The organism is Vibrio zhanjiangensis, assembly GCF_030161235.1.
In the GTDB taxonomy this organism is placed as follows: Bacteria; Pseudomonadota; Gammaproteobacteria; order Enterobacterales; family Vibrionaceae; genus Vibrio; species Vibrio zhanjiangensis.
The window spans coordinates 63,360-85,683 of the sequence record NZ_BSPW01000077.1 but is presented as its reverse complement, the minus strand read 5'-3'; the positions used below and the strand labels follow the sequence as shown (position 1 = coordinate 85,683).

At 44.2% G+C, this 22,324-nt stretch carries 15 protein-coding genes; 13 read left to right on the top strand and 2 right to left on the bottom strand.

Features of this window, described 5'->3' with window-relative positions; genetic code table 11:
• Window positions 1–38 precede the first annotated feature (38 nt).
• The gene (locus QQK21_RS16770) at window positions 39–935 is read right to left on the bottom strand and encodes a LysR substrate-binding domain-containing protein (protein WP_284193334.1); all 897 of its coding nucleotides are present in this window, start codon (window positions 933–935) and stop codon (window positions 39–41) included.
• Window positions 936–1,043: 108 nt separating this feature from the next.
• Between QQK21_RS16770 and QQK21_RS16765 the strand changes: the two genes are divergently transcribed.
• From QQK21_RS16765 to recD, 4 genes are all read left to right on the top strand, one after another.
• Entirely contained in the window at window positions 1,044–2,012 is a 969-nt protein-coding gene (locus tag QQK21_RS16765) for a TDT family transporter (protein ID WP_284193402.1), read from the top strand.
• Between the two features lie 94 nt (window positions 2,013–2,106).
• Window positions 2,107–5,562 carry an exodeoxyribonuclease V subunit gamma gene (gene recC, locus QQK21_RS16760; RefSeq protein ID WP_284193333.1) on the top strand — a complete coding sequence of 1,152 codons (3,456 nt, stop codon included), beginning with the start codon at window positions 2,107–2,109 and terminating at the stop codon, window positions 5,560–5,562.
• A 38-nt stretch (window positions 5,563–5,600) separates the two neighbouring features.
• Window positions 5,601–9,266 carry an exodeoxyribonuclease V subunit beta gene (gene recB / locus QQK21_RS16755; RefSeq protein ID WP_431313133.1) on the top strand — a complete coding sequence of 1,222 codons (3,666 nt, stop codon included), beginning with the start codon at window positions 5,601–5,603 and terminating at the stop codon, window positions 9,264–9,266.
• Window positions 9,267–11,363, top strand: a complete 2,097-nt coding sequence (gene recD / locus QQK21_RS16750) for an exodeoxyribonuclease V subunit alpha (RefSeq protein WP_284193331.1) — start codon at window positions 9,267–9,269, stop codon at window positions 11,361–11,363.
• 40 nt (window positions 11,364–11,403) lie between these two features.
• Here the strand turns inward: recD and argA are convergent, their stop codons facing one another.
• Entirely contained in the window at window positions 11,404–12,729 is a 1,326-nt protein-coding gene (gene argA, locus QQK21_RS16745) for an amino-acid N-acetyltransferase (protein ID WP_284193330.1), read from the bottom strand.
• Between the two features lie 211 nt (window positions 12,730–12,940).
• Between argA and mltA the strand changes: the two genes are divergently transcribed.
• The 9 genes from mltA (at window position 12,941) to bamB (ending at window position 22,254) form a co-directional block, all read left to right on the top strand.
• A complete protein-coding gene (mltA, locus tag QQK21_RS16740; protein WP_284193329.1) occupies window positions 12,941–14,044 on the top strand; it encodes a murein transglycosylase A in 1,104 nt (367 codons plus the stop codon).
• Between the two features lie 86 nt (window positions 14,045–14,130).
• Window positions 14,131–14,940, top strand: a complete 810-nt coding sequence (gene tcdA, locus QQK21_RS16735; RefSeq protein WP_284193328.1) for a tRNA cyclic N6-threonylcarbamoyladenosine(37) synthase TcdA — start codon at window positions 14,131–14,133, stop codon at window positions 14,938–14,940.
• 17 nt (window positions 14,941–14,957) lie between these two features.
• A complete protein-coding gene (gene csdE / locus QQK21_RS16730) occupies window positions 14,958–15,386 on the top strand; it encodes a cysteine desulfurase sulfur acceptor subunit CsdE (protein ID WP_284193327.1) in 429 nt (142 codons plus the stop codon).
• A 137-nt stretch (window positions 15,387–15,523) separates the two neighbouring features.
• Entirely contained in the window at window positions 15,524–16,648 is a 1,125-nt protein-coding gene (gene rlmN / locus QQK21_RS16725) for a dual-specificity RNA methyltransferase RlmN (RefSeq protein WP_284193326.1), read from the top strand.
• A 321-nt stretch (window positions 16,649–16,969) separates the two neighbouring features.
• Entirely contained in the window at window positions 16,970–17,977 is a 1,008-nt protein-coding gene (rodZ, locus tag QQK21_RS16720; RefSeq protein ID WP_284193325.1) for a cytoskeleton protein RodZ, read from the top strand.
• A gap of 8 nt (window positions 17,978–17,985) precedes the next feature.
• Window positions 17,986–19,104, top strand: coding sequence for a flavodoxin-dependent (E)-4-hydroxy-3-methylbut-2-enyl-diphosphate synthase (gene ispG / locus QQK21_RS16715; protein WP_284193324.1), 1,119 nt, complete (start codon window positions 17,986–17,988; stop codon window positions 19,102–19,104).
• A 31-nt stretch (window positions 19,105–19,135) separates the two neighbouring features.
• Window positions 19,136–20,404 carry a histidine--tRNA ligase gene (gene hisS / locus QQK21_RS16710; RefSeq protein ID WP_284193323.1) on the top strand — a complete coding sequence of 423 codons (1,269 nt, stop codon included), beginning with the start codon at window positions 19,136–19,138 and terminating at the stop codon, window positions 20,402–20,404.
• 63 nt (window positions 20,405–20,467) lie between these two features.
• A complete protein-coding gene (locus QQK21_RS16705; RefSeq protein WP_284193322.1) occupies window positions 20,468–21,082 on the top strand; it encodes a YfgM family protein in 615 nt (204 codons plus the stop codon).
• Window positions 21,083–21,093: 11 nt separating this feature from the next.
• A complete protein-coding gene (bamB, locus tag QQK21_RS16700; protein ID WP_284193321.1) occupies window positions 21,094–22,254 on the top strand; it encodes an outer membrane protein assembly factor BamB in 1,161 nt (386 codons plus the stop codon).
• Window positions 22,255–22,324 lie beyond the last annotated feature (70 nt).

The following is a 22,324-nucleotide window of genomic DNA, read 5'->3' as shown; positions in this document are numbered from 1 at the left end:
CTGTTAAGTCCAGAAATGAGCGCCCATGATGGGTCAATTTAAGCGCTTTGTCGCCATGAATGGCAAAAATCAATGAAAGATTTAAGCAGAGGGCTCTGATACTTTTCTTTGTGCACTAAAAGCCAAAATCGCCTTTTCATATCAAGGGGGAGTTTTAGTTCAACAACTCGACCATCACGTATTGCAGGAGCTGCTGAAAGCTGAGACAAACAGCTGAGTCCCAACCCTGCTGAAACACCATTGATGAGTGCTTCGGTAGTATTGAGTTGAAAGCTCTCTTGCCAGTGTTCCAGTCTGGGAGCTATCGCTTGAAGGAAAAACTCTCGAGAGCCAGAACCTGGTTCGCGCAGTACCCAGTGGCTGTCTTCTAGTGTGTCTAATGAGATTTGTTTCTTGTGACTCAAAGGTGAATTAGGAGCGCAAATGACGCACATTTCATCTTGGCTAAACTGATTTGAAATCAGCAAGGGATGACGGGTTTTTCCCTCTATTAGTGCAATATCAAGTTCATAATCGATGAGTTTTTCACAAATTAAAGCGGAATTTGAAATAAAAAGGCTTTGAGATTTGTGCATGGTTTGTTTGCGAAAGTCGCGCAATAAATAGGGTGCAACTTGGTTACCAATCGTATCACTAGCGCCTATTTTGAGTTCACCGGTTAAGGTTTGATCGCCATCGAAGAGTTGATTGATATCCTGAGCTCGATGTAAAAGTTCGTCTGCTAGAGGTAACAGCTTTTGCCCTTCTTGATTGAGGATCAGTCGATTGTTGACCCGATCAAATAGTGAGTGACCTATCTGCTTTTCCAGCTCAGATAGCGCCATACTTACCGCTGCTTTTGATAAGAATAATGCCTCAGAGGCGCTAGTTAAGGTGTCGTGCTGAGTGATAGAAATAAAGACTTTCAATTGCTTAAGAGAAATATTGGCAGCCATACGATTTTTGTTAATTTATTCTGAACATGTGTTTTAAATAATTAGATATATTCGAACAAATATCAAGCGTATTATTGCTGAAGTAGAAAGTAAGATTGTGAGGCAATGATGATTAAAGCGACAAAAGCAAAAGTGATGGGAGCACCCACCCCCATGGCGGGTTTGGCGCTAGGGATTGCCAGTTTAGGATGGTGTTGGGAAAATTTTGCTCCTTTGCATGGTTATGGTCAACTGTTGGGAGCCGTCATTGCAAGCCTATTGTTGTGCGTGCTTGCGGTGAAATTTCTTTTTCATGGTCATTTACTGCGTCAAGATCTTGCTCATCCTGTCGTAGGCAGTGTGGTCCCAACCTTTGCTATGGCTAGCATGGTAGTATCAAATTCTCTTGGCCATTTTTACCCTATGCTTGGCGATATGCTCTGGTTGGCGGCGGTTGGTTTACATATTGTTTTCCTCGTCAGCTTTGTTTATCACAGAGCCAAAGAGTTTGAACTACACCATATGGTGCCTAGTTGGTTTGTTCCACCTGTCGGTATTATCGTTGCTGATGTGGCTTTTTCCGGTAATCCAGACTTATTGGTTATTGCCAATGGTACGCTAATCTTTGGTATGCTCGCTTATGCTGTCATGTTGCCTATGATGATTTACCGTTTTATGTTTAGTCATGAAGTACCAGATGCTGCCAAGCCAACACTTGCGATTATGGCAGCGCCAGCCAGTTTATCTCTAGCAGGGTATTTGACCGTGGTTTCCCAACCATCACCTGTGATTGTGGGTTTATTATTTGGTATCGGCGTTCTAATGACAGCCATTATTTACCTCGCTTTCTTTAGATTATTGAGATTACCGTTTAGTCCAGGCTACGCTGCTTTCACTTTCCCTATGGCAATTGGTGCCACAGCCTTATTTAAACTGGCAAGCTTGATGCAAGCATCCGGTATGGACAGTCAATACGTCCAGCAGGTACATCTGCTTGCGGGTATCGAGCTAGTGATTGCGACCGCGGTGATTTCTTATGTGGCATTGAGATATTTTAACTTTTATCAACCTCATAAAGTGATAGTGCGTAATGCTTAGCCTTTTGATGCATTGATCAAGGTTTAAGGCTCAAGAAATGAATGTACTTATGCTAATCTGAAGCCAATTGCGGCAATGATAGTGTGAGTGCATTTTGTTTACTGTCTACCATTCCAACCAAGTCGACGTGTTAAAATCTTTACTTGTCGAACTGGTTCGTCTCAATCCTTTAGATAACCCTTTTGAACAGGAACAAATCTTGGTTCAAAGTCCAGGTATGTCCCAGTGGCTGAAAATAGAGTTGGCTAAAGAATTTGGTGTTGCCGCTAACCTAGCTTTTCCATTACCGGCTACTTTTATCTGGGATATGTTCACTCAGATTCTTACTGATGTGCCGCAGCGAAGCGCTTTTAACAAAGAAGCCATGACTTGGAAGTTGATGCAGATTCTTCCAACTTTGCTGGACAAGGTCGAGTTTGCCCCTCTTAAGCATTACCTGCAACACGATGAAGATCGGAGCAAGCTCTACCAACTCGCTGAGAAAATAGCCGATATATTTGATGGTTACCTTGTTTATCGACCAGAATGGATCACTCGCTGGGAATTAGGTCAAGACGTTGTCGAGCTTCAAAATGAACATAACTGGCAGCCTATTTTGTGGCAGGCTCTGTACCGCCATACCGTTACTCTGGGTCAATCTCCATATCATAGAGCTAACCTTTACCAAGACTTTATCGATAAATTGAAAACTAAGACTGGGGATTTTGAGCAACTGCCAAGTCGCCTTTTTGTTTTTGGTATCACTTCTTTGCCACCTCGTTACATGGATGCACTTAAAGCCATTGGTGAACATATCGATGTCCATTTAATGTTTACAAACCCATGTCGCTACTATTGGGGAGAGGTGAGGGATCGCAAATACCTAGCACGTATTGCGGCTCGTCATCGCCAGCATTTGGTCTGGAAAGACGGCAATTCTGAACTTGAAGGTGAAACCCATCAGCTTAAAGGGGACATCGACCAAAATGCAGTTGATGAACTGCACACCAATGTTGTAGGCAATAGTTTGCTAGCGTCAATGGGCAAGCTGGGTAGAGACAATATGTTTTTGCTCTCTCAATTAGATAGCCATGAAATTGAGGCATTTGTTGATCTTGATAGAGATTCCTTATTGCATCATGTTCAGGCTGATATTTTGAATCTCGAAGAACAGCAAAATGACCAAATCATTGACTCTAGCTTTCACAAACGAGTGATTGAGCCTCAAGATCATTCTATCAGTGTGCATGTGTGCCATAGTGCGATGCGAGAAGTGGAAGTGTTACACGATCAGCTATTGGCCATGTTTGATAATGAACCAAGCTTAAAACCACGCGATATTATCGTGATGGTGGCAGATATCAACGCCTATAGCTCTGCCATTCAAGCCGTATTTGGCAATGCTCCGGGCGAGCGTTTTGTTCCTTACTCTATTTCGGATCGGACGGCTGATAAGGAAAGTCCCATTCTGCATTCATTTATGCAACTTGTGAATTTGCCGAACACTCGCTGTCTTGCTTCCGAGTTGCTTGAGCTGTTAGAGACACCCGCTGTTTTGGCTCGATTTGGGTTAACTGAGGAGGAGTTTGCACAAGCCAAGTTATGGGTAGAAGAATCTGGTATTCGCTGGGGGCTTAACCTACACACTGGTGAAGAGTTTGATTTACCCCAAACGACACAAAATACGTGGCAATTCGGTATTCAACGTATGTTACTTGGTTACGCTATGCCTGATTCAGTGGGGGTATTAGAGACCGAGAGTGGTCTTCTTTCTCCTTACAATCAAGTTCAAGGTATGAGCGCTGAACTAGCAGGAAAATTGGCTCACTTTATTGAAATGGTTAGCCATTATCGCAGCAAGCTTGCGAGCACTCAGCCGATTGAAAGTTGGCGTGAAATATTGACCTTAATTCTGGATGATTTTTTTGCCGTCGATATAGAAGGGGAAGCCGCGCTGAAGTCTATTCGTGATACTTTATCAGGATTACATGAGCAGATTAAAGAGGCGGCATATCAACAAGAGTTGTCGCTCAATATTGTGTCTCAATACCTCAAAAATAAGCTATCGACGACACGAGTGAGTCAGCGTTTTCTTGCGGGTCAGGTTAACTTTTGTACTTTAATGCCTATGCGTTCAATTCCGTTTCGTGTGGTGTGCCTGTTGGGGATGAATGATGGTGTGTATCCACGTTCTGTTCCTCCTGAAGGCTTTGATCTCATGAATGGCAGAACTCGGCCTGGTGACCGTTCGCGCAGAGATGACGATAGGTATCTTTTTCTTGAAGCTTTATTGTCTGCTCAGTATAAGCTCTACATCAGCTATGTTGGCCGCTCAATTCAAGACAATACCGAGCGAGTGCCTTCTGTTTTGGTTGCCGAATTGATGGAATACTGTCAACAGAACTATTGTTTGCGAGGGCATGAATCCTTAAATAGTGACGAGTCGGGTAAATACCTTCTCGACGCTATCTGTTATCTACATCCTATGGTTCCTTTCAGTCCAGAAGCCTTTTCGAATGGTCATGTTAGCTATGCCAAGGAGTGGCTACCTGCCGCCAATCGCCATGGTTCAGCGACTGGCCAATTTAATCGCCAGCTGAGTGATTATTTACACGATGCGCAATATCCTTTGGAACTCGATTTAGTCGAATTGCAGCGCTTTTGGCGCTTGCCAGTACAATACTTTTTTAATCGACGTCTAAAAGTTGTATTTGAACCGCCATTACCTGTGGTAGAAGATGATGAGCCCTTTGTGCTCAATGGACTGGAAAGTTATCAAATACGAGACAATTTGCTTGAAATTTTGCTCCATGCAGAACGTCAAGGTGCTAAAGAGCAGCAAGCCATTATTGACGAGTTTATTGCGCAGCAGAGAGCTCAGGGCAAGTTGCCGATAGGGGCTTTTGGTGATCTTGAGTTCGAAACCAATCGGGTACAAGTGCAGGAGCTGGTGGAACAACTCACTTGGCTGTGCAGCGATGAAGAAGACGATCAAGAAGTTAAACTGTCTTTTGATATCTTGGGTGAGAGCAAGCCTATTGAGCTAACTGGCTGGCTTACTCAAAACTATCGCTCAGGCTTAGTGCGCTTTCGTAGCGGCCGAATACGAGCTCAGGATTATCTGTCATGGTGGGTTGATCATTTGGCTGTCAATGCTATGGGACACAACAAATGCACACATATGCTGGGCTATGATCGTAAAATGGGTGTCGTTCACCTAACTTTCGCGCCTATTGCTGACTCGGATACGGCTAAGTCTAGCCTTGGTGAATTAATTCGCCTTTTCTACCAAGGAATGACCACACCTTTAGCTTACTTTCCGAGTACCGCATTAGCTTGCATTGAAGCTGGATTCAATCGTGGGCAATGGACCGAGAACGAAGAGAAGTCGTTACTAAAAATGGCTGAGACATTTAACGGTGGTTACTTTGGCAATGGAGAAGGTACCAATGCTTACATCGCCAGAATTTGGCCAAAGTGGAGCGATGAACTTGCATCGCAAGTAAGAGATTTAGCGGCTTTAGTTATGCAGGCACCGAGATTAGCCGTGCAGGATCATTGTGGTGAATAGCAGCACGAGGTTATGGGGTAAATTGTCTAATATGTTCAATGTCTTCTTTGGAGCTGAGTACATTAATCAAGGGGCAGAAAACGGTGACATCTAGGTCAAGGGTTACATCACTCAATACCATCACTTTTCCATTGCATGGAGCCCGCTTGATAGAGGCGTCTGCGGGAACCGGAAAAACTTTCACGATTGCAGGACTTTATCTGAGACTGTTACTTGGTCATGGCTGCGAACAAACGCGGCATCAACAGCCGCTTACTGTGGATCAAATACTGGTGGTGACCTTTACCGAAGCGGCCACTGCTGAGCTTCGTGACCGGATTCGAGCACGTATTCACGATGCAAGATTGGCATTTTCCCGTGGCTTTAGCCGTGATCCTGTTATTGCGCCTTTGCTAGAACAGGTTGAGGATCATCACCGAGCAGCGGAGATGTTATTGCAGGCGGAAAGGCAGATGGATGAAGCCGCAGTCTATACGATTCATGGTTTTTGTCAGCGTATGCTCACACAAAATGCCTTTGAATCGGGGAGTCGCTTCAATAACGAATTCATCACTGATGAAAGTCGTCTCAAAGCCCAAGTGGTGGCAGATTACTGGCGACGCAATTTTTATCCATTACCGATTCATTTAGCAGGCGAAATTCGCCGTATTTGGGGCTCTCCTGCTGAGCTACTGGATAAAATAAGCCCTTACTTAACGGGTCCTGCGCCGAGAATGTCGGTGCCAGCGATGCGAGGAAATCTAGTTGATCTTCACGCTGAAAATATTCATAAAATTGATAGGCTTAAAGCGCTTTGGCGTGAAGGGCAAAAGGACTATTTGGGCTTAATTAGCGGTTCAGATATTAACAAGCGCAGCTATAGTAAAAAAAGCGTACCTGCTTGGCTTGAAGCGGTTGGACGTTGGGCTGCCGCGGAGACGATTGGCTATGACTATCCCGAGCAATTAGAAAAGTTCTCTCAGAGCGTTCTTGAAGAGAAAACGCCGAAAGGTGAAGCGCCTTATCACCCAGTATTTGCTGCTATCGAGCAATTTCTTGCAAATCCGATCAGTTTGCAAGCGCCGATAATGGCGCATGCGATAGAGCAATGTCGAGATATGTTATCCAACGCTAAGCAGCGCAAGCAATGGTTGTCGTTTGATGATCTACTGACTCAGCTGTTTGCTGCCATAGATAATGACGAGACCGAACAGCTTACACAGCGGATACGAACCTTATATCCAGTTGCGATGATCGACGAATTTCAAGATACCGATCCGCTTCAGTACAGTATTTTTAGCCGTATCTATCTTTGCTCGCCGCAGTGCGGTTTGTTTATGATAGGCGATCCTAAGCAGGCTATTTATGGTTTTCGTGGCGCGGATATCTTTACTTATATCAAAGCACGTAATCAGGTTATGTCTCATTTTACTTTGGGGACAAACTGGCGTTCGAGCAAAGATATGGTGTCGGCAGTGAATCAGATATTTGATACGCCAGATTGTCCATTTATATACGATGATGATATTCCTTTTTTACCTGTAGAAGCGAGTCCGGATGCGGATAAACGTCGGTGGTTATTAAATGGTGAACCGCAACCCGCGTTGACCTTTTGGCTACAAGAAACAGACAATAGTCCTGTCACCAAAGGTGAATATCAGCAGGTGATGGCTAAAGCGTGTGCCCAAGAAATCCATGATATTTTAGCCTTGGCTCAGCAAGCTCAAGCGGTATTTGATGATGGAAAATCTCAGCAGAATATTCAAGCAGGAGATATTGCAGTGCTGGTGAGAACAGGCATCGAAGGTCATATGATCCGACAAGCTTTAGCGAAGAAGGGAATTGCCAGCGTTTATCTTTCCAATCGTGACAATGTTTTTACCTCACCAGTGGCACAAGATATACAACGCTTATTGCAAGCTGTGTTAACGGCAGAAAATGAACGAGCGCTAAGAGCGTGCATCGCCTCGGAACTCTTTGCATTAGATGCGGCATCATTGGATAGGCTCAATAATGATGAAATTGAGTGGGACAATGTCATCAATGAGTTTAAAGAATATCGACGTTTGTGGAGTCAGCGTGGTGTTCTACCTATGTTACGTAGTGTAATGAGCAAAAGGCATATTGCTGAACGTCTATTGGAACAAGACAATGGGGAACGAATTCTAACAGATTTGATGCACATTGGAGAGTTACTCCAGCAAGCAAGTTTAGATCTAGACAGTGATCATGGTTTGCTGCGTTGGTTAGCGCAATCCATTACCGATGCGCAATCTGGATTCGGTGGCAGAGAAGAGCAAATTCAGCGTTTGGAATCCGAGCGAAATTTGGTCCAAGTTATCACGATTCACAAATCCAAGGGGCTTGAATATGATCTGGTTTTCCTGCCCTTTGTAATGAGTTATCGTCAGGCCAGTGAAGCAAAATACTATGATAGTTTCCAAGAGCAAACCATTCTCGATATTAGCGCTCAAGATACGTCATTGCAGCAGGCAGACAAAGAGCGGTTGGCAGAAGATCTTCGGCTTATCTATGTTGCCCTTACGCGGGCTGTTTATGCCTGTTTTGTTGGCGTAGCACCGATTCGAGATGGACGTTCGAACAAAGAGCCGACAGGGGTTCACCACAGCGCGATGGGATATTTACTGCAAAATGGTCAGCAGTGCGGTGTGTCAGATTTGATCGCAGCACTTGAGCGGCAAGCCAACAAACTGCCTTGTGTCAAACTTACATCCTTACCCGAAGAGCGTGATGAAAAGTTAGTGTCTGTTGGGCCTGAGCAAGTTAAGTTGACTGCGAGCGAACTAAAAACAGAGATTGATCGTAATTGGTGGATCACCAGTTATTCTGGATTAGTTAAGTACGGTTCCACGTCGGATTTGGATGGCGTCTTAACCGATATCCTGACCTTGGATCTTGATAGCGCTGACGATCAACAGCAAGAAGATTTATTGGAGCCAGAAAAGACGATTTTTACTTTTCCCAAAGGTGCCAGAGCGGGGACTTTTCTTCATACCTTGTTTGAAAAGGTAGAATTTACTGAGCCAGCCACAAGTCCCGCCAATACCGAGATTATCGGTCATTTGATGGATAGTGAGCAATTAGATATATCATGGTTGCCCATATTGCAGAACTTAGTGGATACCGTATTGGCAACACCTCTAGATGGTAAACGGCTTAAACTGAATCAAAAGCGCACATCTCAGCGTCTTGTAGAGATGGAGTTTTTGCTGCCGATAGAAATACTCACGGCTCCTGCATTAAATCGCGTTATTCAACGCCATGATGCGCTATCTGCTAAAGCGGGTGATTTGGGTTTTCAATCAGTGCAAGGCATGCTGAAAGGGTTTATAGACTTAGTGTTTGAACATCAAGGGCAATATTATCTACTTGATTGGAAATCGAACTTTCTCGGTGATAGCGTGAGCGATTATCATGGTGAGGCTCTAAAAATAGCAATGGTTGAGCATAGGTATGATCTGCAATACCAAATTTATGCATTGGCATTACATCGTTTTCTCCGCTCTCGATTGCCTAACTATGATTATCACACGCATTTTGGTGGTATTTACTACTTATTTTTACGCGGCATGGATGGTGAAAGCGAACATGGCGTCTTTTATGCCCGCCCAACGCTAGACTTTTTACAAGATTTAGACGCTTTAATTGAGGGACGACCGATAGAGCCAAAACAAACCAGTTCAGGGCAGATGGAGTTACTTTAGATGCAAAATCTATTTTCGTCGCTTAAGCCTCTGGTTGAAAAAGGAGTAATTCGACAAATTGATTATCAGTTTGCTCGATTTATTCACGATCAAGGTAGAGATGATAATGTGGCTTTTATTGCGGCAATGCTAAGTTTTGAATTAGGCAATGGGCATATTTGCTTACCTTTATTTGACCGCTACGGTCAGCCTTGTGATTTGGTGTCGAAGCTCGGCGTATTCGGCGACTTGGCTCATCAGCTTAATAATGTGCTACAAAAACTTGACTGGCCGCAAGTGTTGCAAAGCTCTAGTCTCGTTGGACATTTAGGTCAGACTTGCCCGATGATATTCGATGGTGAAAGGCTTTACCTTTATCGCTACTGGTACTACGAATTTATCCTCGCCAATCGATTGAACAGCTTTGGGTCACCAGTAAGCCTAAAGCCTATCGATGTGCAAAAGCTAACTCAATTGTTGGATCATTTGTTTGCCAGAAACTACCGCTATCTATTTAATGCTCTGGCTTTGGCACAATCTGATGGCACAACAACTCAGGTCATCAGGCAACAGCTTGTGTGCGATCATCTAGATGTTGTTAGTAGTGAGGAACTTGATTGGGTCGCCATAGACCAAAAGTTGGTGAGTGCTTCAAAGCTTGGGCAGCTTGAGGTGTTAGACGAGTTGGTCCCACAGGCTGCGTGTATAAATTGGCAAAAAGTAGCCGCTGCAGTGGCTTTGACGCGGCGTTTTGCGGTTATTTCGGGGGGGCCGGGAACAGGTAAAACCACGACGGTCACCAAGTTGCTTGTCGCACTAAATGTACAGGCTCAACAAGCCGGTCAAGTACCTGTGATCAAATTGGTAGCACCAACAGGTAAGGCGGCGGCGCGTTTAACCGAATCGATTGGTAAAGCGCTTGCGGAGCTTCCCATTGAGCCAAGCCTGAAGGCTCAGATACCCACTAGTGCGAGCACTTTACATCGTCTTTTAGGTGCGGTGCCCAACAGTGCTGAGTTTCGTCATAATCAACAAAATCCGCTTCATCTCGATATTTTGGTGGTCGACGAAGCGTCTATGGTTGACTTACCCATGATGTATAAGCTGGTGGATGCCTTACCCAAACACGCACGATTAATATTATTGGGCGATAAAGATCAACTGGCTTCTGTTGAAGCAGGCGCAGTACTTGGGGATATTTGTTCGTTTAGCCAGCAAGGATATAGCTTTGAACAAGCTAAGTTGATTAGTCAACTGACAGGCTTTCAATCACTTGTGAATAGACATGCTAACCCGGCAACAATTGCAGATAGTTTATGTATGTTACAGAAAAGCTATCGTTTTGACGCACGCTCTGGGATTGGCCAGTTGGCTAAGGCGATCAATTCTGGGTCATCGACCAAAATGAATTTAGTCTGGCAAAGAGATTTTGATGATATCGCTAAGTTTCCAGTTGATGGCCATCATTACAGCCAAATGATTCAAACCTTGGTTGAAGAATATAGCCATTATTTAAACCGAATTAAACAGACAGACGAAGTGTCTGGCAGTGAGAATATCCAACAGGTAGCAAAAGAGGCTTTGCAGCTTTTTGCAAAGTGCCGCTTACTTTGTGCCATCCGTGAAGGTGATTTTGGTTTAGCTGGCCTAAATCAACGAGTAGAGCGTGCACTGAAGGCGCGTAAATTGATAAAACTGCAAGATGAGCTTTGGTATCATGGCCGCCCCGTTATGATTGTGCGTAATGATCACGCGTTAGGCTTGTACAATGGTGATATTGGGCTGTGTTTGCGTGACAACTCTGATGGTACGGAAAGACTTAAAGTATTCTTTGAGCTACCAGATGGTTCGATCAAAGCGGTGTTACCCAGCCGAGTTCCTGAACATGAAACCGCCTATGCAATGACGATACACAAGTCTCAAGGAAGCGAGTTTGAACATACTTTAATACTATTACCACCTGACCATACACCGATTTTGACTCGCGAACTTATCTACACAGGTGTCACGCGTGCCAAGCAGCGTTTGAGTTTATTTGTCGATGACAAGATTTTGGCTCGAGGCATTAAGATTTGTACCCAAAGAGCCAGTGGTATTGTTGCGCGTCTTTCACAATGACGCCCATTTAAGGGCGTCATTGGACAAGTCAGAGGATAAATTAAAGCGCAATGGCCAGTACTTTAGATTTACGTTGATAGTTATAAAGATTTTGTTTTTGCGAAGGTAAGCATTCAACTGACATTTCCTGAAAACCTTGTTCGCGGAACCAATGAATACTGCGTGTCGTAAGAACGAAGATATGTTTTATACCCTGAGCTTTGGATTGCAATTTGATGTGTTGAAGCAACAGAACACCACGATTGCCATCTCTGTATTCAGGATGAATAGCGACACAAGCCATTTCGGCCATTTTTTCATCGGCATAGGTATAGAGCGCGGCGCAGCCGATAATCAAATTATCTTTTTCAATAATGGTGAATTTATGGATTTCTTGTTCAAGTTGTTCTCTCGAGCGCCTTACGAGTACACCTTGTTGTTCAAGAGGGCGAATTAAATCCAAAATCCCACCGATATCATCAATTTGAGCTTGGCGAACTTGTTCTGTACTTGCTTTAGAGATTTGTGTGCCGATTCCATCAATAGAAAAGAGTTCTTGAATCAGTGCACCATCAACCTTATAGCTAATTAAATGGCTACGGGGAACGCCAGCACGACACGCTGCCGTCGCTGCTCTCAAAAAACGTATTGTACCTGAAGAGTCTTGTTTGCTTTTCTCTAGTTTGAGAAGTATTTGTTCAGCGTCGTGTGGAAACAACTCGGCAACGGCTCTACCGTTGCTGTCGATAACACCTTGTTCAGAACAAAAACAAATAAGTTTATCAGCCCCCAGTTTGATGGCAACTTGAGTCGCGACTTCTTCAGAAAGTAGATTAAACGATTCACCAGTGACTGAACTGGCGATTGGGCCGAGTAGGACAATGGAACCTTGTTCCAAGGCGCGATTGATTCCTTGGGTATCTATTCTCCGAATACGCCCGCTGTGGCAGTAATCGACACCATCATCGATACCCAGTGGCTGGGCGGTGACAAAATTGCCACTGACCACGTTGAGTTGAGTGCCAGCCATTGGTGTATTCGCAAGGCTCATGGATAATTGCGCTGTAATGGCAAGTTGTAGCTGGCCTGCGGCCTGCATCACAAGGTTTAAGCTTTGTTGGTCTGTTACTCGAATACCTTTGTGATATGGACTCTCGTGCTTAGACTGCTCAAGTAATTGATTAATCTGAGGTCTAGCGCCATGCACAACCACAATATTGACACCAAGGCTGTGAAGTAGCGCAATATCATTGATGATATTTGAAAAGTTCTCATCTGCGATGACTTCGCCGCCAAGCATCACAACCATGGTTTTACCCCGGTGTGCGTTGACATAAGGAGCGGATTGACGAAAACCTTTTACTAAAGCGGTATTCCTAATTTTCATAATTGACATACAGATGAATTAATATGTGTTTATATTGCATCTTTATTCTTTTTTCATCAAGGATTTTGTTACTCAATGTGGTAATAAATGTCAGGCTAGCAATATCGGGTGGTAAGAAATCATCAAAAATCACGTTTACATACACTTACTTGATTGCACTCGTCGTTTGAGTTTGTCATTCTTAGCGACAGTTCAATAAGGAATATTTCTCGTGTTAAAAAAATACCTTCCCTTTGTTGTTGCTAGTGTCTTGTTTGGCTGCGCGCAGCCAAACGATCGGGCTCAGCAGTATCTTGATGGTGACTTTGCATCGATACTCAATAAAACCGCAACTATTGAGTCTAATAAGCCGAAAGATTTTACTGAATTTGCAAAGCAATCGGAGCAAGTACTTGAAAACTCGCCGTCAATGGCTGGAATATATCAGCCTTTGTATGAACAACTGAATGAGTGGGCGTTGCAAAGCGGTGATCCTGCGCAGTTAGCGGATTTTGGTGTTCAGGCGGCTCAGCTAGGAGGGGGAGATAAAAAAGGTAATGTTCTGTTTACAGGTTATTTTTCTCCCGTAATGGAATTACGTCATGAAGCCAATGAAACCTACCGTTATCCTGTTTATGCAAAGCCTGACTGTGAGACGGACTGCCCAACCCGTGCACAAATCTACGATGGCGCTTTACAAGGTCTGGGCCTTGAGCTTGGTTATTCCGCCAATATGATCGATCCATTTATGATGGAAGTGCAAGGAAGTGGTTTTGTTCACTTTGAAGATGACGATAGCTTGGAATATTTTGCCTACGGCGGCAAAAATAACAAAGCCTATGTCAGTATCGGTAAGGTGCTCATTGAGAGAGGTTTAGTCGCTCGCGAGAAAATGTCACTTAAAGCCATTAAAGATTGGGTGTTGGCAAACGATGATCAAACCGTGCGTGAATTGCTCGAGCAAAACCCATCTTACGTGTTTTTTGAACCAAGAGCTGATGCTCCAGTAACGGGCACCGCAGGTATTCCTCTACTTCCCATGGCTTCTGTGGCAGGAGATGCCACTATTTTGCCAATGGGGACCCCAATTCTCGCTGAAGTGCCCTTGATCAATGCCGATGGCACTTGGAGTGGGGCACATCAACTGCGTTTGCTCATTGTGCTTGATACTGGCGGCGCGGTAAAACAAAATCACCTAGATTTATATCATGGTATGGGCCCAAGAGCGGGAACTGAAGCGGGCCATTACAAGCACTTTGGCCGTGTATGGAAGCTGGGGTTAGAAAACTCAGCAACCCAAGCACCATGGGCACTGCCACCTGAAAAATTAGAATAGTCTTGGTTGACTAGACTTTTTAAGTAAGAGTGCGTATAAATCGCACTCTTTGTTTTTTAATCGTCAATTTAGCGGAAGACATCATAATGCGTGAACTTGATACACCAGCTTCAGATAGTTATGACCAACGTTTTGGGGGAACTCGTCGTCTCTATGGTCACTCGCAAGTTGAAATTCTCCGCGCGGCACACATTTGTGTGATAGGAATTGGTGGTGTCGGCTCATGGGCCGTTGAAGCATTAGCTCGCACAGGTGTCGGCCAATTAACCCTTATCGATATGGACGATATTTGTGTGACTAACATTAATCGTCAAATTCATGCCATGAGTGGTAACATTGGCCAGAGTAAAATAGAAGTGATGGCTGAGCGGGTCAAGCTTATTAATCCTGACTGCCAGGTAAATCTTATCGATGACTTCATTACACCGGATAACCAGAATGAATACCTAACAAAGGACTTTGATTATGTCCTTGATGCTATCGATAGCGTCAAAGCTAAAGCATCTCTACTTGCCTATTGCCGCAGTAATAAGATTAAAGTCATTACCACTGGTGGGGCGGGTGGGCAAGTCGATCCTACTCAGATTCAAGTTGCAGACTTGACTAAAACGATACAAGATCCGTTGGCGAAAAAAATTAAAGATACTTTACGGCGTCATTACAACTTTCCCAAAAATCCGCAGCGTAAATTTGGTATCGACTGCGTGTTCTCCACTGAGCAGTTAAAGTACCCACAACCAGATGGTACGGTATGTAATATGAAATCTACTGCGGAAGGGCCTAAGCGTATGGATTGTGCGAGTGGGTTTGGCGCTGCCACTGTTGTGACCGCGACATTTGGTTTTGTCGCTGTGTCACGTATTGTTGAAAAACTGATTCAAAAACACACTCAGTAGTTTTATTGGAGTCGTCTATGTCCCCTTTCCCTACATCGCCTTTTGGTAAAGAAATTACCGTTGAGGATATAGTCTCAACGATGCAAGCGCTAACAGGATGGGAAGAGCGTTATCGTCAAGTCATTCAATGGGGAAAGCAGCTTCCAGTCATGGCTGATGAGCTGAAATTAGACCAAGTGAAAGTAGCTGGGTGTGAAAGCCAGGTGTGGTTAGTGAGTAAACAGTTAGACGGCGTATGGTATTTTTGCGCTGATTCTGATGCGCGTATTGTTCGCGGCCTAATTGCACTTGTTTTGGCCCCTTTTGATGGTAAAAGCTCACAGCAAATTCAAGCATTTGATGTTGATGAATATTTTGAAAGCTTAGGTCTCATCTCCCATCTCAGCCCATCGCGTGGAAACGGACTCAAAGCGATAGTTGAACAGATTAAACAGATCGCAGATTAAAACAAACATTTGGCTAAATTTTAATCGCAATGATATTAATGCCTTATAAAATACAGGGTGTTAGCCCTCTTGTCGTTGCGAATTAAAGGCTGTACAATTCGCGCCCTTAATAATGTTACCTTGTTTCGTGAGGCTCCATGGGCACTGAAAAAATCAATCTACTCGACTTTGATCGTAAAGGAATGCGTAAACTTTTTGCTGAGGAACTTGGCGAAAAAGCGTTTCGTGCCGATCAGGTCATGAAGTGGATCTACCATTTTGGTGTCGATAACTTCGAAAACATGACCAACATTAATAAAAAATTGCGCGAAAAGCTCATGGAGCGCTGTGAGATTAAAGCGCCTGTTGTCTCAGAAGCTCAACATTCCTCTGACGGTACCATTAAGTGGGCGATGAAAGTGGGCGATCAGGATGTCGAAACCGTTTACATACCTGAAGATGATAGAGCGACACTTTGTGTGTCTTCCCAAGTTGGTTGTGCTTTGGAGTGTAAATTTTGCTCAACGGCGCAGCAAGGCTTTAATCGTAATTTAAAAGTTTCAGAGATTATAGGCCAAGTGTGGCGTGCTGCTCGTGAAATTGGTTTAGAAAAAGAAACAGGTCGGCGCCCGATTACTAACGTGGTCATGATGGGAATGGGTGAGCCTTTACTCAACATGAAAAACCTTATTCCAGCGCTTGAACTTATGCTCGATGATCTTGGTTTTGGTTTGTCTAAGCGCCGAGTAACCGTATCGACTTCAGGGGTTGTTTCTGGCTTGGATCAAATGACAGGTCAGATAGATGTGGCGTTAGCCATTTCACTTCATGCACCCAATGACAAGCTGCGTAGTGACATTATGCCAATCAATGATCGTTGGGATATTGAAGACTTTCTGGCTTCGGTTCGTCGTTATATCGCTTCGTCGAATGCCAATCGTGGTAAAGTAACGGTTGAGTATGTACTGCTCGACCATGTTAATGATGACATGGACCATGCTCATGAGCTTGCTCAGTTACTGAAAGATACGCCGTGTAAGATTAACCTGATCCCTTTTAATCCGTATCCAGGTTCACCTTATAAAAAGCCAAGCAATTCTCGAATCGACCGCTTTCAAAAAACATTGATGCAGTATGAGCATACGGTGACTGTCCGTAAAACGCGTGGTGATGATATCGATGCTGCTTGTGGTCAGCTTGTCGGGGATGTTATTGATCGTACAAAACGTACGGCAACCATTCGAGCGGCAAAAGGTGAGACAATCGCTATTAAAGCAGTTTAAAATGATGCTTATCGACAAAAAACCAGAGCTCAGCTCTGGTTTTTTTTAAACTGATTGAGCTAAATAATGTCAAAATATGGAAAAACCTTGACCTGACTGTGAATTATACGTGTTTTCTATGTTGTTTCATCTCTGATATCTATTAGAATTAAACTTTAGTGCTTTAGAGAAAATATCTCTGAGATTTACGTGAAGTGCTTTTGCACATTTTGGTGAGGGATTTACCTCAAAATATTAGATTGCTACTCAAATCTGTACAACTAACGATAATGAATAAATGTGCGTTTGACGTGGAATTCTGCAACTAGAGACGTTTATAAAATGAGTGCTGAACAGACGCCCTTGATTGATGAAGAGACAAAGCTTGAAGCGGGTACAATATTAAAGCAAAAGCGTGAAGAGCTTGGCTTAACGCTGGAACAAATTGCAAATCGATTACGTCTTAGACGTTCAATTATTGAAAATATTGAATCCAATCAGTTTGAAAGTAAGCAAGTCGCAACTTTTACCCGTGGATATTTACGTTCCTATGCTCGTGTTGTTGGAATAGAAGAATCGGTTGTTCTCTGTGCTCTTGATGATAAGGGGAAAGCCCAGCACCAAGAGCATGAAATGCAGAGCTTTTCTCAAAAAACAAGCCAAGAGAAACACGATAATCGAATCATGGGGCTGACATGGGGTATTGCGGCGATTATTGTTGGTATTTCTTGTATCTGGTGGTGGCAAAATCAAGAAAAAACAGCGGTAGAATTGACGGCTATCACCGAGCAAGAGCAGAAAATTGAACAAGAGTTGGCAGAACAAAATGTACTTGATTTTGCTGCTGTTGAACCTCAATCTTTGGATAAACCTAAGCCAGATGATTCGCAGTTGGTAGAGCAACCACTAGAAGCGGTAACGACTCAAATTGTTCCTTCTGCTGATCAGACTGAACACGAGCTTGAAGAAGCAAAAGTGACTGAGCCGGTTGTGGAGCAAACAAATACATCAGGCTCTATCGCTTCAACTCAAGGCTCGGATGTGGAGAACAATACTTCGAGCACAGAACAAAAGGCCGCATCTGAACCAGAACAACCGACAGCGTCTGTGGTTGCTAACTTATTAGAAATCTCTTTCAGTGATGACTGCTGGATTCAAATTAAAGATTCGACAGGTAAGATACTTGCGACTGGAATTAAGAAAGCAGGACAAGATATCGAGCTTGCTGGGAATCCACCTTATAAAGTCATCTTAGGCGCGCCGGAAAATGTATCAATAACTTTATCAGACGAACCTATTGACCTATCTGGGTATACTTCTGGTAAAGTAGCAAGGTTCACCTTACCTTAGAAGTAGCTATGCAATACCAATCACCTATAAAACGTCGTCCATCTACTCGTATTTATGTGGGCGATGTACCCATTGGCGACGGCGCACCTATCGCTGTTCAGTCAATGACAAACACAAGAACCACGGATGTAGAAGCGACGGTTGCGCAAATCAAATCACTGGAAAAGGTTGGCGCTGATATCGTACGTGTTTCAGTACCAACAATGGAGGCTGCCGAGGCGTTTAAACACATCAAGCGGCAAGTCTCCGTTCCCTTAGTGGCGGATATTCATTTTGACTACCGTATCGCACTGCAAGTAGCGGAATATGGCGTGGATTGCTTACGCATCAATCCTGGCAATATAGGTAAGGAAGACCGTATCAGGGCAGTTGTCGATTGTGCTCGCGATAAAAATATCCCGATTCGAATTGGCGTCAATGGTGGTTCATTAGAAAAAGATATTCAGATGAAATATGGCGAACCGACCCCAGAAGCCTTGGTGGAATCTGCTATGCGTCATGTGGATATTTTAGATCGTCTTAACTTCGACCAATTCAAGGTGAGTGTGAAGGCATCTGATGTTTTCCTCGCTGTCGACTCATACCGCTTACTGGCGAAAAAAATCGATCAACCCCTTCATCTCGGGATTACAGAAGCAGGTGGAGCAAGGGCTGGGGCTGTTAAATCTTCAGTTGGCTTGGGTATGTTACTTGCCGAAGGAATTGGTGACACACTACGTATTTCTCTTGCCGCTGATCCTGTAGAAGAAATTAAAGTTGGCTTTGACATTCTCAAATCGCTGCGTATTCGATCACGAGGAATCAACTTTATCGCATGTCCAAGTTGTTCTCGTCAGGAGTTTGATGTTATCAATACGGTTAATGCTCTTGAGGAAAGACTAGAGGATATAATCACGCCAATGGATGTGTCCATCATTGGTTGCGTGGTAAATGGACCCGGTGAGGCTGAAGTGTCTCATCTTGGACTTGCAGGTAGTCACAAAAAAAGTGCTTTTTATGAAGATGGTAAACGTCAAAAAGAGCGTTTTGATAACGATGATTTAGTCAATCAGCTGGAAGCAAAGATCCGAGCCAAAGCTTCTATCTTGGATGCTCAAAATCGCATCGATGTTAAAGTCAAAGATTAATCTCAAGGTCACCTAAATTACGGTAAATATTGTGGTAAAAAAAATTCAAGCAATTCGAGGCATGAATGATTGCCTTCCTAGCCAGTCTGCGCTGTGGCAAAAATTAGAAAATGCGGTCAAGAAAGTGGTGAGCTCCTATGGCTGCACTGAAATTCGCATGCCGATTGTTGAGATGACTCATCTTTTTAGTCGAGCGATCGGTGAAGTCACCGATGTGGTTGAAAAAGAAATGTATACCTTTGATGACCGTAATGGTGACAGCTTGACCCTTCGTCCTGAAGGGACAGCCGGCTGCGTGCGAGCATGTATTGAGAACGGTTTGATTGACCGCTCAGAGCAACGTTTGTGGTATATGGGACCGATGTTTCGTCATGAAAGACCACAAAAAGGGCGCTATCGTCAATTCCACCAATGTGGTGTAGAAGTGTTCGGTATAGATGGCCCTGATATTGATGCTGAACTTATTATGATGACGGCTCGCCTGTGGCGTGAGCTAGGGATTGAAAAGCATGTTCGTTTGGAGCTTAATTCAATTGGATCATTAGAAGATCGTGCGAGTTATCGTACCGCTCTGATCGCGTTTTTAGAACAACATGTTGATGTTTTGGATGACGATTGCAAGCGTCGTATGCATACTAACCCACTTCGGGTGCTGGATACCAAAAACTCGGACGTGCAAGCTATCTTAACTGATGCGCCTCGCCTTTCAGATTATTTAGGTGAAGAATCGAAGCAACATTTTGCGCTCTTGTGTGAACTTCTCGATGCGGCAGGTATCGAATATACGGTCAACGAACGTTTAGTGCGTGGGCTTGATTATTACAACCGTACCGTGTTTGAGTGGGTTACCGAAAATCTTGGTGCTCAAGGAACGGTATGTGCTGGTGGACGATATGATGGACTTGTTGAACAGTTGGGTGGTAAGTCAACTCCAGCTGTTGGGTTTGCTATGGGACTCGAGAGATTAGTATTGATGCTAGAAACACTCGAGCTGACAGGTGTTCGTCGTGCTGTTGATGTTTACATAGTGACCGCGGGTGAAGGCACTATGATGGCAGGTTTGAAGCTTGCCGAACAATTGCGTGAAAACATTGATGGGCTTCGTGTTATGAGTCACTTTGGTGGCGGAAACTTTAAGAAACAGTTTAAACGAGCCGATAAAGTCGGAGCGGCGGTAGCCTTGGTACTTGGTGAAAATGAAGTCGCCGAAAACACCGTAGTACTAAAAGATTTGCATGGCGGTACGCAAGAAACGTATAGCCAAAATGAAATCGCTGCCAAATTGGCACAACTGGTTTAAACACAAATTCAAATTTGAAGTGGTGGCTAATGTCGCCACTTTTTAGATTTATGAGGACAGGAAGTGGAACTCTACGATACTGAAGAACAACAGGTAGAAGCGATTAAAGACTGGTGGAAAGAGAACGGAAAATCCGTCATCTTAGGGGCTGTCGTTGGTCTGGGTGGTCTGTTTGGTTGGCGCTACTATCAAGACTCAGTGACTGCCGCTCAGGAGAGCGCTTCTGAAAGTTATACCAAAGCGGTGCAACAGTTAGCAGATAATGATGCAGATGGTAAAGCGGCATTACAAAGCTTTATTGATGCTAATAAAGACACTCAATATGCTGTATTGGCAGCGCTTCAGCTGGCGAAAGTACAAGTCGAAGCGAGCGAATTTGACCAAGCTTTAGCTCAGCTCGAATGGGCTAAATCAGCGACAGAAGATCAAGCTTTGACCTCGGTGATCGCGTTTCGCATCGCTCGCTTAAAGCTAGAGCAAGGTAATTTTGATGCAGCTTTGGCTGAGTTATCTGCTATCAGTGATGAAACCTGGGCTGGCAGGGTCGCTGAATTAAAAGGTGATATTCTGCTTCGCAAAGGTGACTCTGAATCAGCTTATACAGCCTATGTAGAAGCTCAACAGGCTGAAGATGCGAGTCAAACATTACAAATGAAATTGGACGATCTTGCGAAGTAAAGGTGCAAAGCATGAAAAAAATGCTAAAGCGAGCCATTACAGCTGCAGCAATGGTGGGCATTCTTGCTGGTTGTGCTAGCGAGGAAGATACCGTCATAATGGCGCCCGTTCCAAAAGTAAAAAGTGAATTCACCCCTAAAAGCCTTTGGAGTGCCAGTGTTGGTGGTGGCGTGGAGCAATATTTTTCTAAGCTTGCTCCTGCATATGCGTATGACAAAGTATTTGTAGCCAGTCGTGATGGTTTGGTGAAAGCGCTAAACCCTGAGAATGGACGAACACTCTGGCAGCAAGATCTTGAGCAAGATGTTTCTGCGCGGTTGTCAGGGGGAATCACAGCCGCTTATAGTCAGATTTTTATTGGCAGTGAAAACGGTCAGGTTATTGCTCTGAGCGAAGAAACGGGAGCAGTAAATTGGCGAGTAGATGTTGACGGTGAGGTACTTGCAGCGCCTGCAACCGATGACAATTTAGTCATGGTACACACCACAACCGGCATGCTCATTGCCCTTGAGCAAGCCACCGGAGATGTAAAGTGGAAGGTGAGTACAGAAGTGCCAAACCTGACTTTACGTGGCGATAGTGCGCCTGTTGCTGTCTCTGGAGGGGTATTTTGGGGAACGGCCGGTGGACGCTTGGCGGCAGCGATTATAGAAAGTGGCCAATTGATTTGGCAGCAGCCTATCGGTACCCCTCAAGGAGCCACTGAAATTGATCGTTTGGTTGATGTTGATGCCTCTCCATTAATACTGGGCAGCACTCTTTACATAGTGGGGTATAATGGTCAATTGACCGCGATAGATTTGCGCTCAGGCAAACCTATGTGGAAGCGCAAATACTCTTCGTCGACAAATTTAGCGAGTGATACAAAGCGGATATATTTGGTGACAGACAAAGATCATCTTATTGCGGTAGACGCGAGAAGTGGTACGGAGCTGTGGGCCAACGACCAGCTGGAAAACCGTTTGCTCACCGCACCCTTTGTTATTGATGGTTATGTTGTGGTTGGGGATACGCAAGGCTATTTGCACTGGTTAGATCGTGAATCTGGTGAGTTTGTTGCTCAGCAGCAAATCAATAGTAGTGGTTTTGCTGTGGCACCAATTAAGCTTGATGACGGGTATGTTATCGTGACCCGAAATGGTCAAGTAAAGAAACTGACCCTCACTCAGTGATCATGTGATACAATTCACAATCGGCTCCTTTCTGGCGACAGTTGGGAGCCGTTTGTTTGTTTTAGAGATT

Bases quoted from the DNA above. Each gene is read 5' to 3' on its own strand.
- QQK21_RS16770 (WP_284193334.1), bottom strand. From the start codon at position 935: ATGGCTGCCAATATTTCTCTTAAGCAATTGAAAGTCTTTATTTCTATC.
- QQK21_RS16765 (WP_284193402.1), top strand. From the start codon at position 1,044: ATGATTAAAGCGACAAAAGCAAAAGTGATGGGAGCACCCACCCCCATG.
- recB (WP_431313133.1), top strand. From the start codon at position 5,601: ATGTCTTCTTTGGAGCTGAGTACATTAATCAAGGGGCAGAAAACGGTG.
- recD (WP_284193331.1), top strand. From the start codon at position 9,267: ATGCAAAATCTATTTTCGTCGCTTAAGCCTCTGGTTGAAAAAGGAGTA.
- argA (WP_284193330.1), bottom strand. From the start codon at position 12,729: ATGAAAATTAGGAATACCGCTTTAGTAAAAGGTTTTCGTCAATCCGCT.
- tcdA (WP_284193328.1), top strand. From the start codon at position 14,131: ATGCGTGAACTTGATACACCAGCTTCAGATAGTTATGACCAACGTTTT.
- csdE (WP_284193327.1), top strand. From the start codon at position 14,958: ATGTCCCCTTTCCCTACATCGCCTTTTGGTAAAGAAATTACCGTTGAG.
- rlmN (WP_284193326.1), top strand. From the start codon at position 15,524: ATGGGCACTGAAAAAATCAATCTACTCGACTTTGATCGTAAAGGAATG.
- rodZ (WP_284193325.1), top strand. From the start codon at position 16,970: ATGAGTGCTGAACAGACGCCCTTGATTGATGAAGAGACAAAGCTTGAA.
- ispG (WP_284193324.1), top strand. From the start codon at position 17,986: ATGCAATACCAATCACCTATAAAACGTCGTCCATCTACTCGTATTTAT.
- bamB (WP_284193321.1), top strand. From the start codon at position 21,094: ATGAAAAAAATGCTAAAGCGAGCCATTACAGCTGCAGCAATGGTGGGC.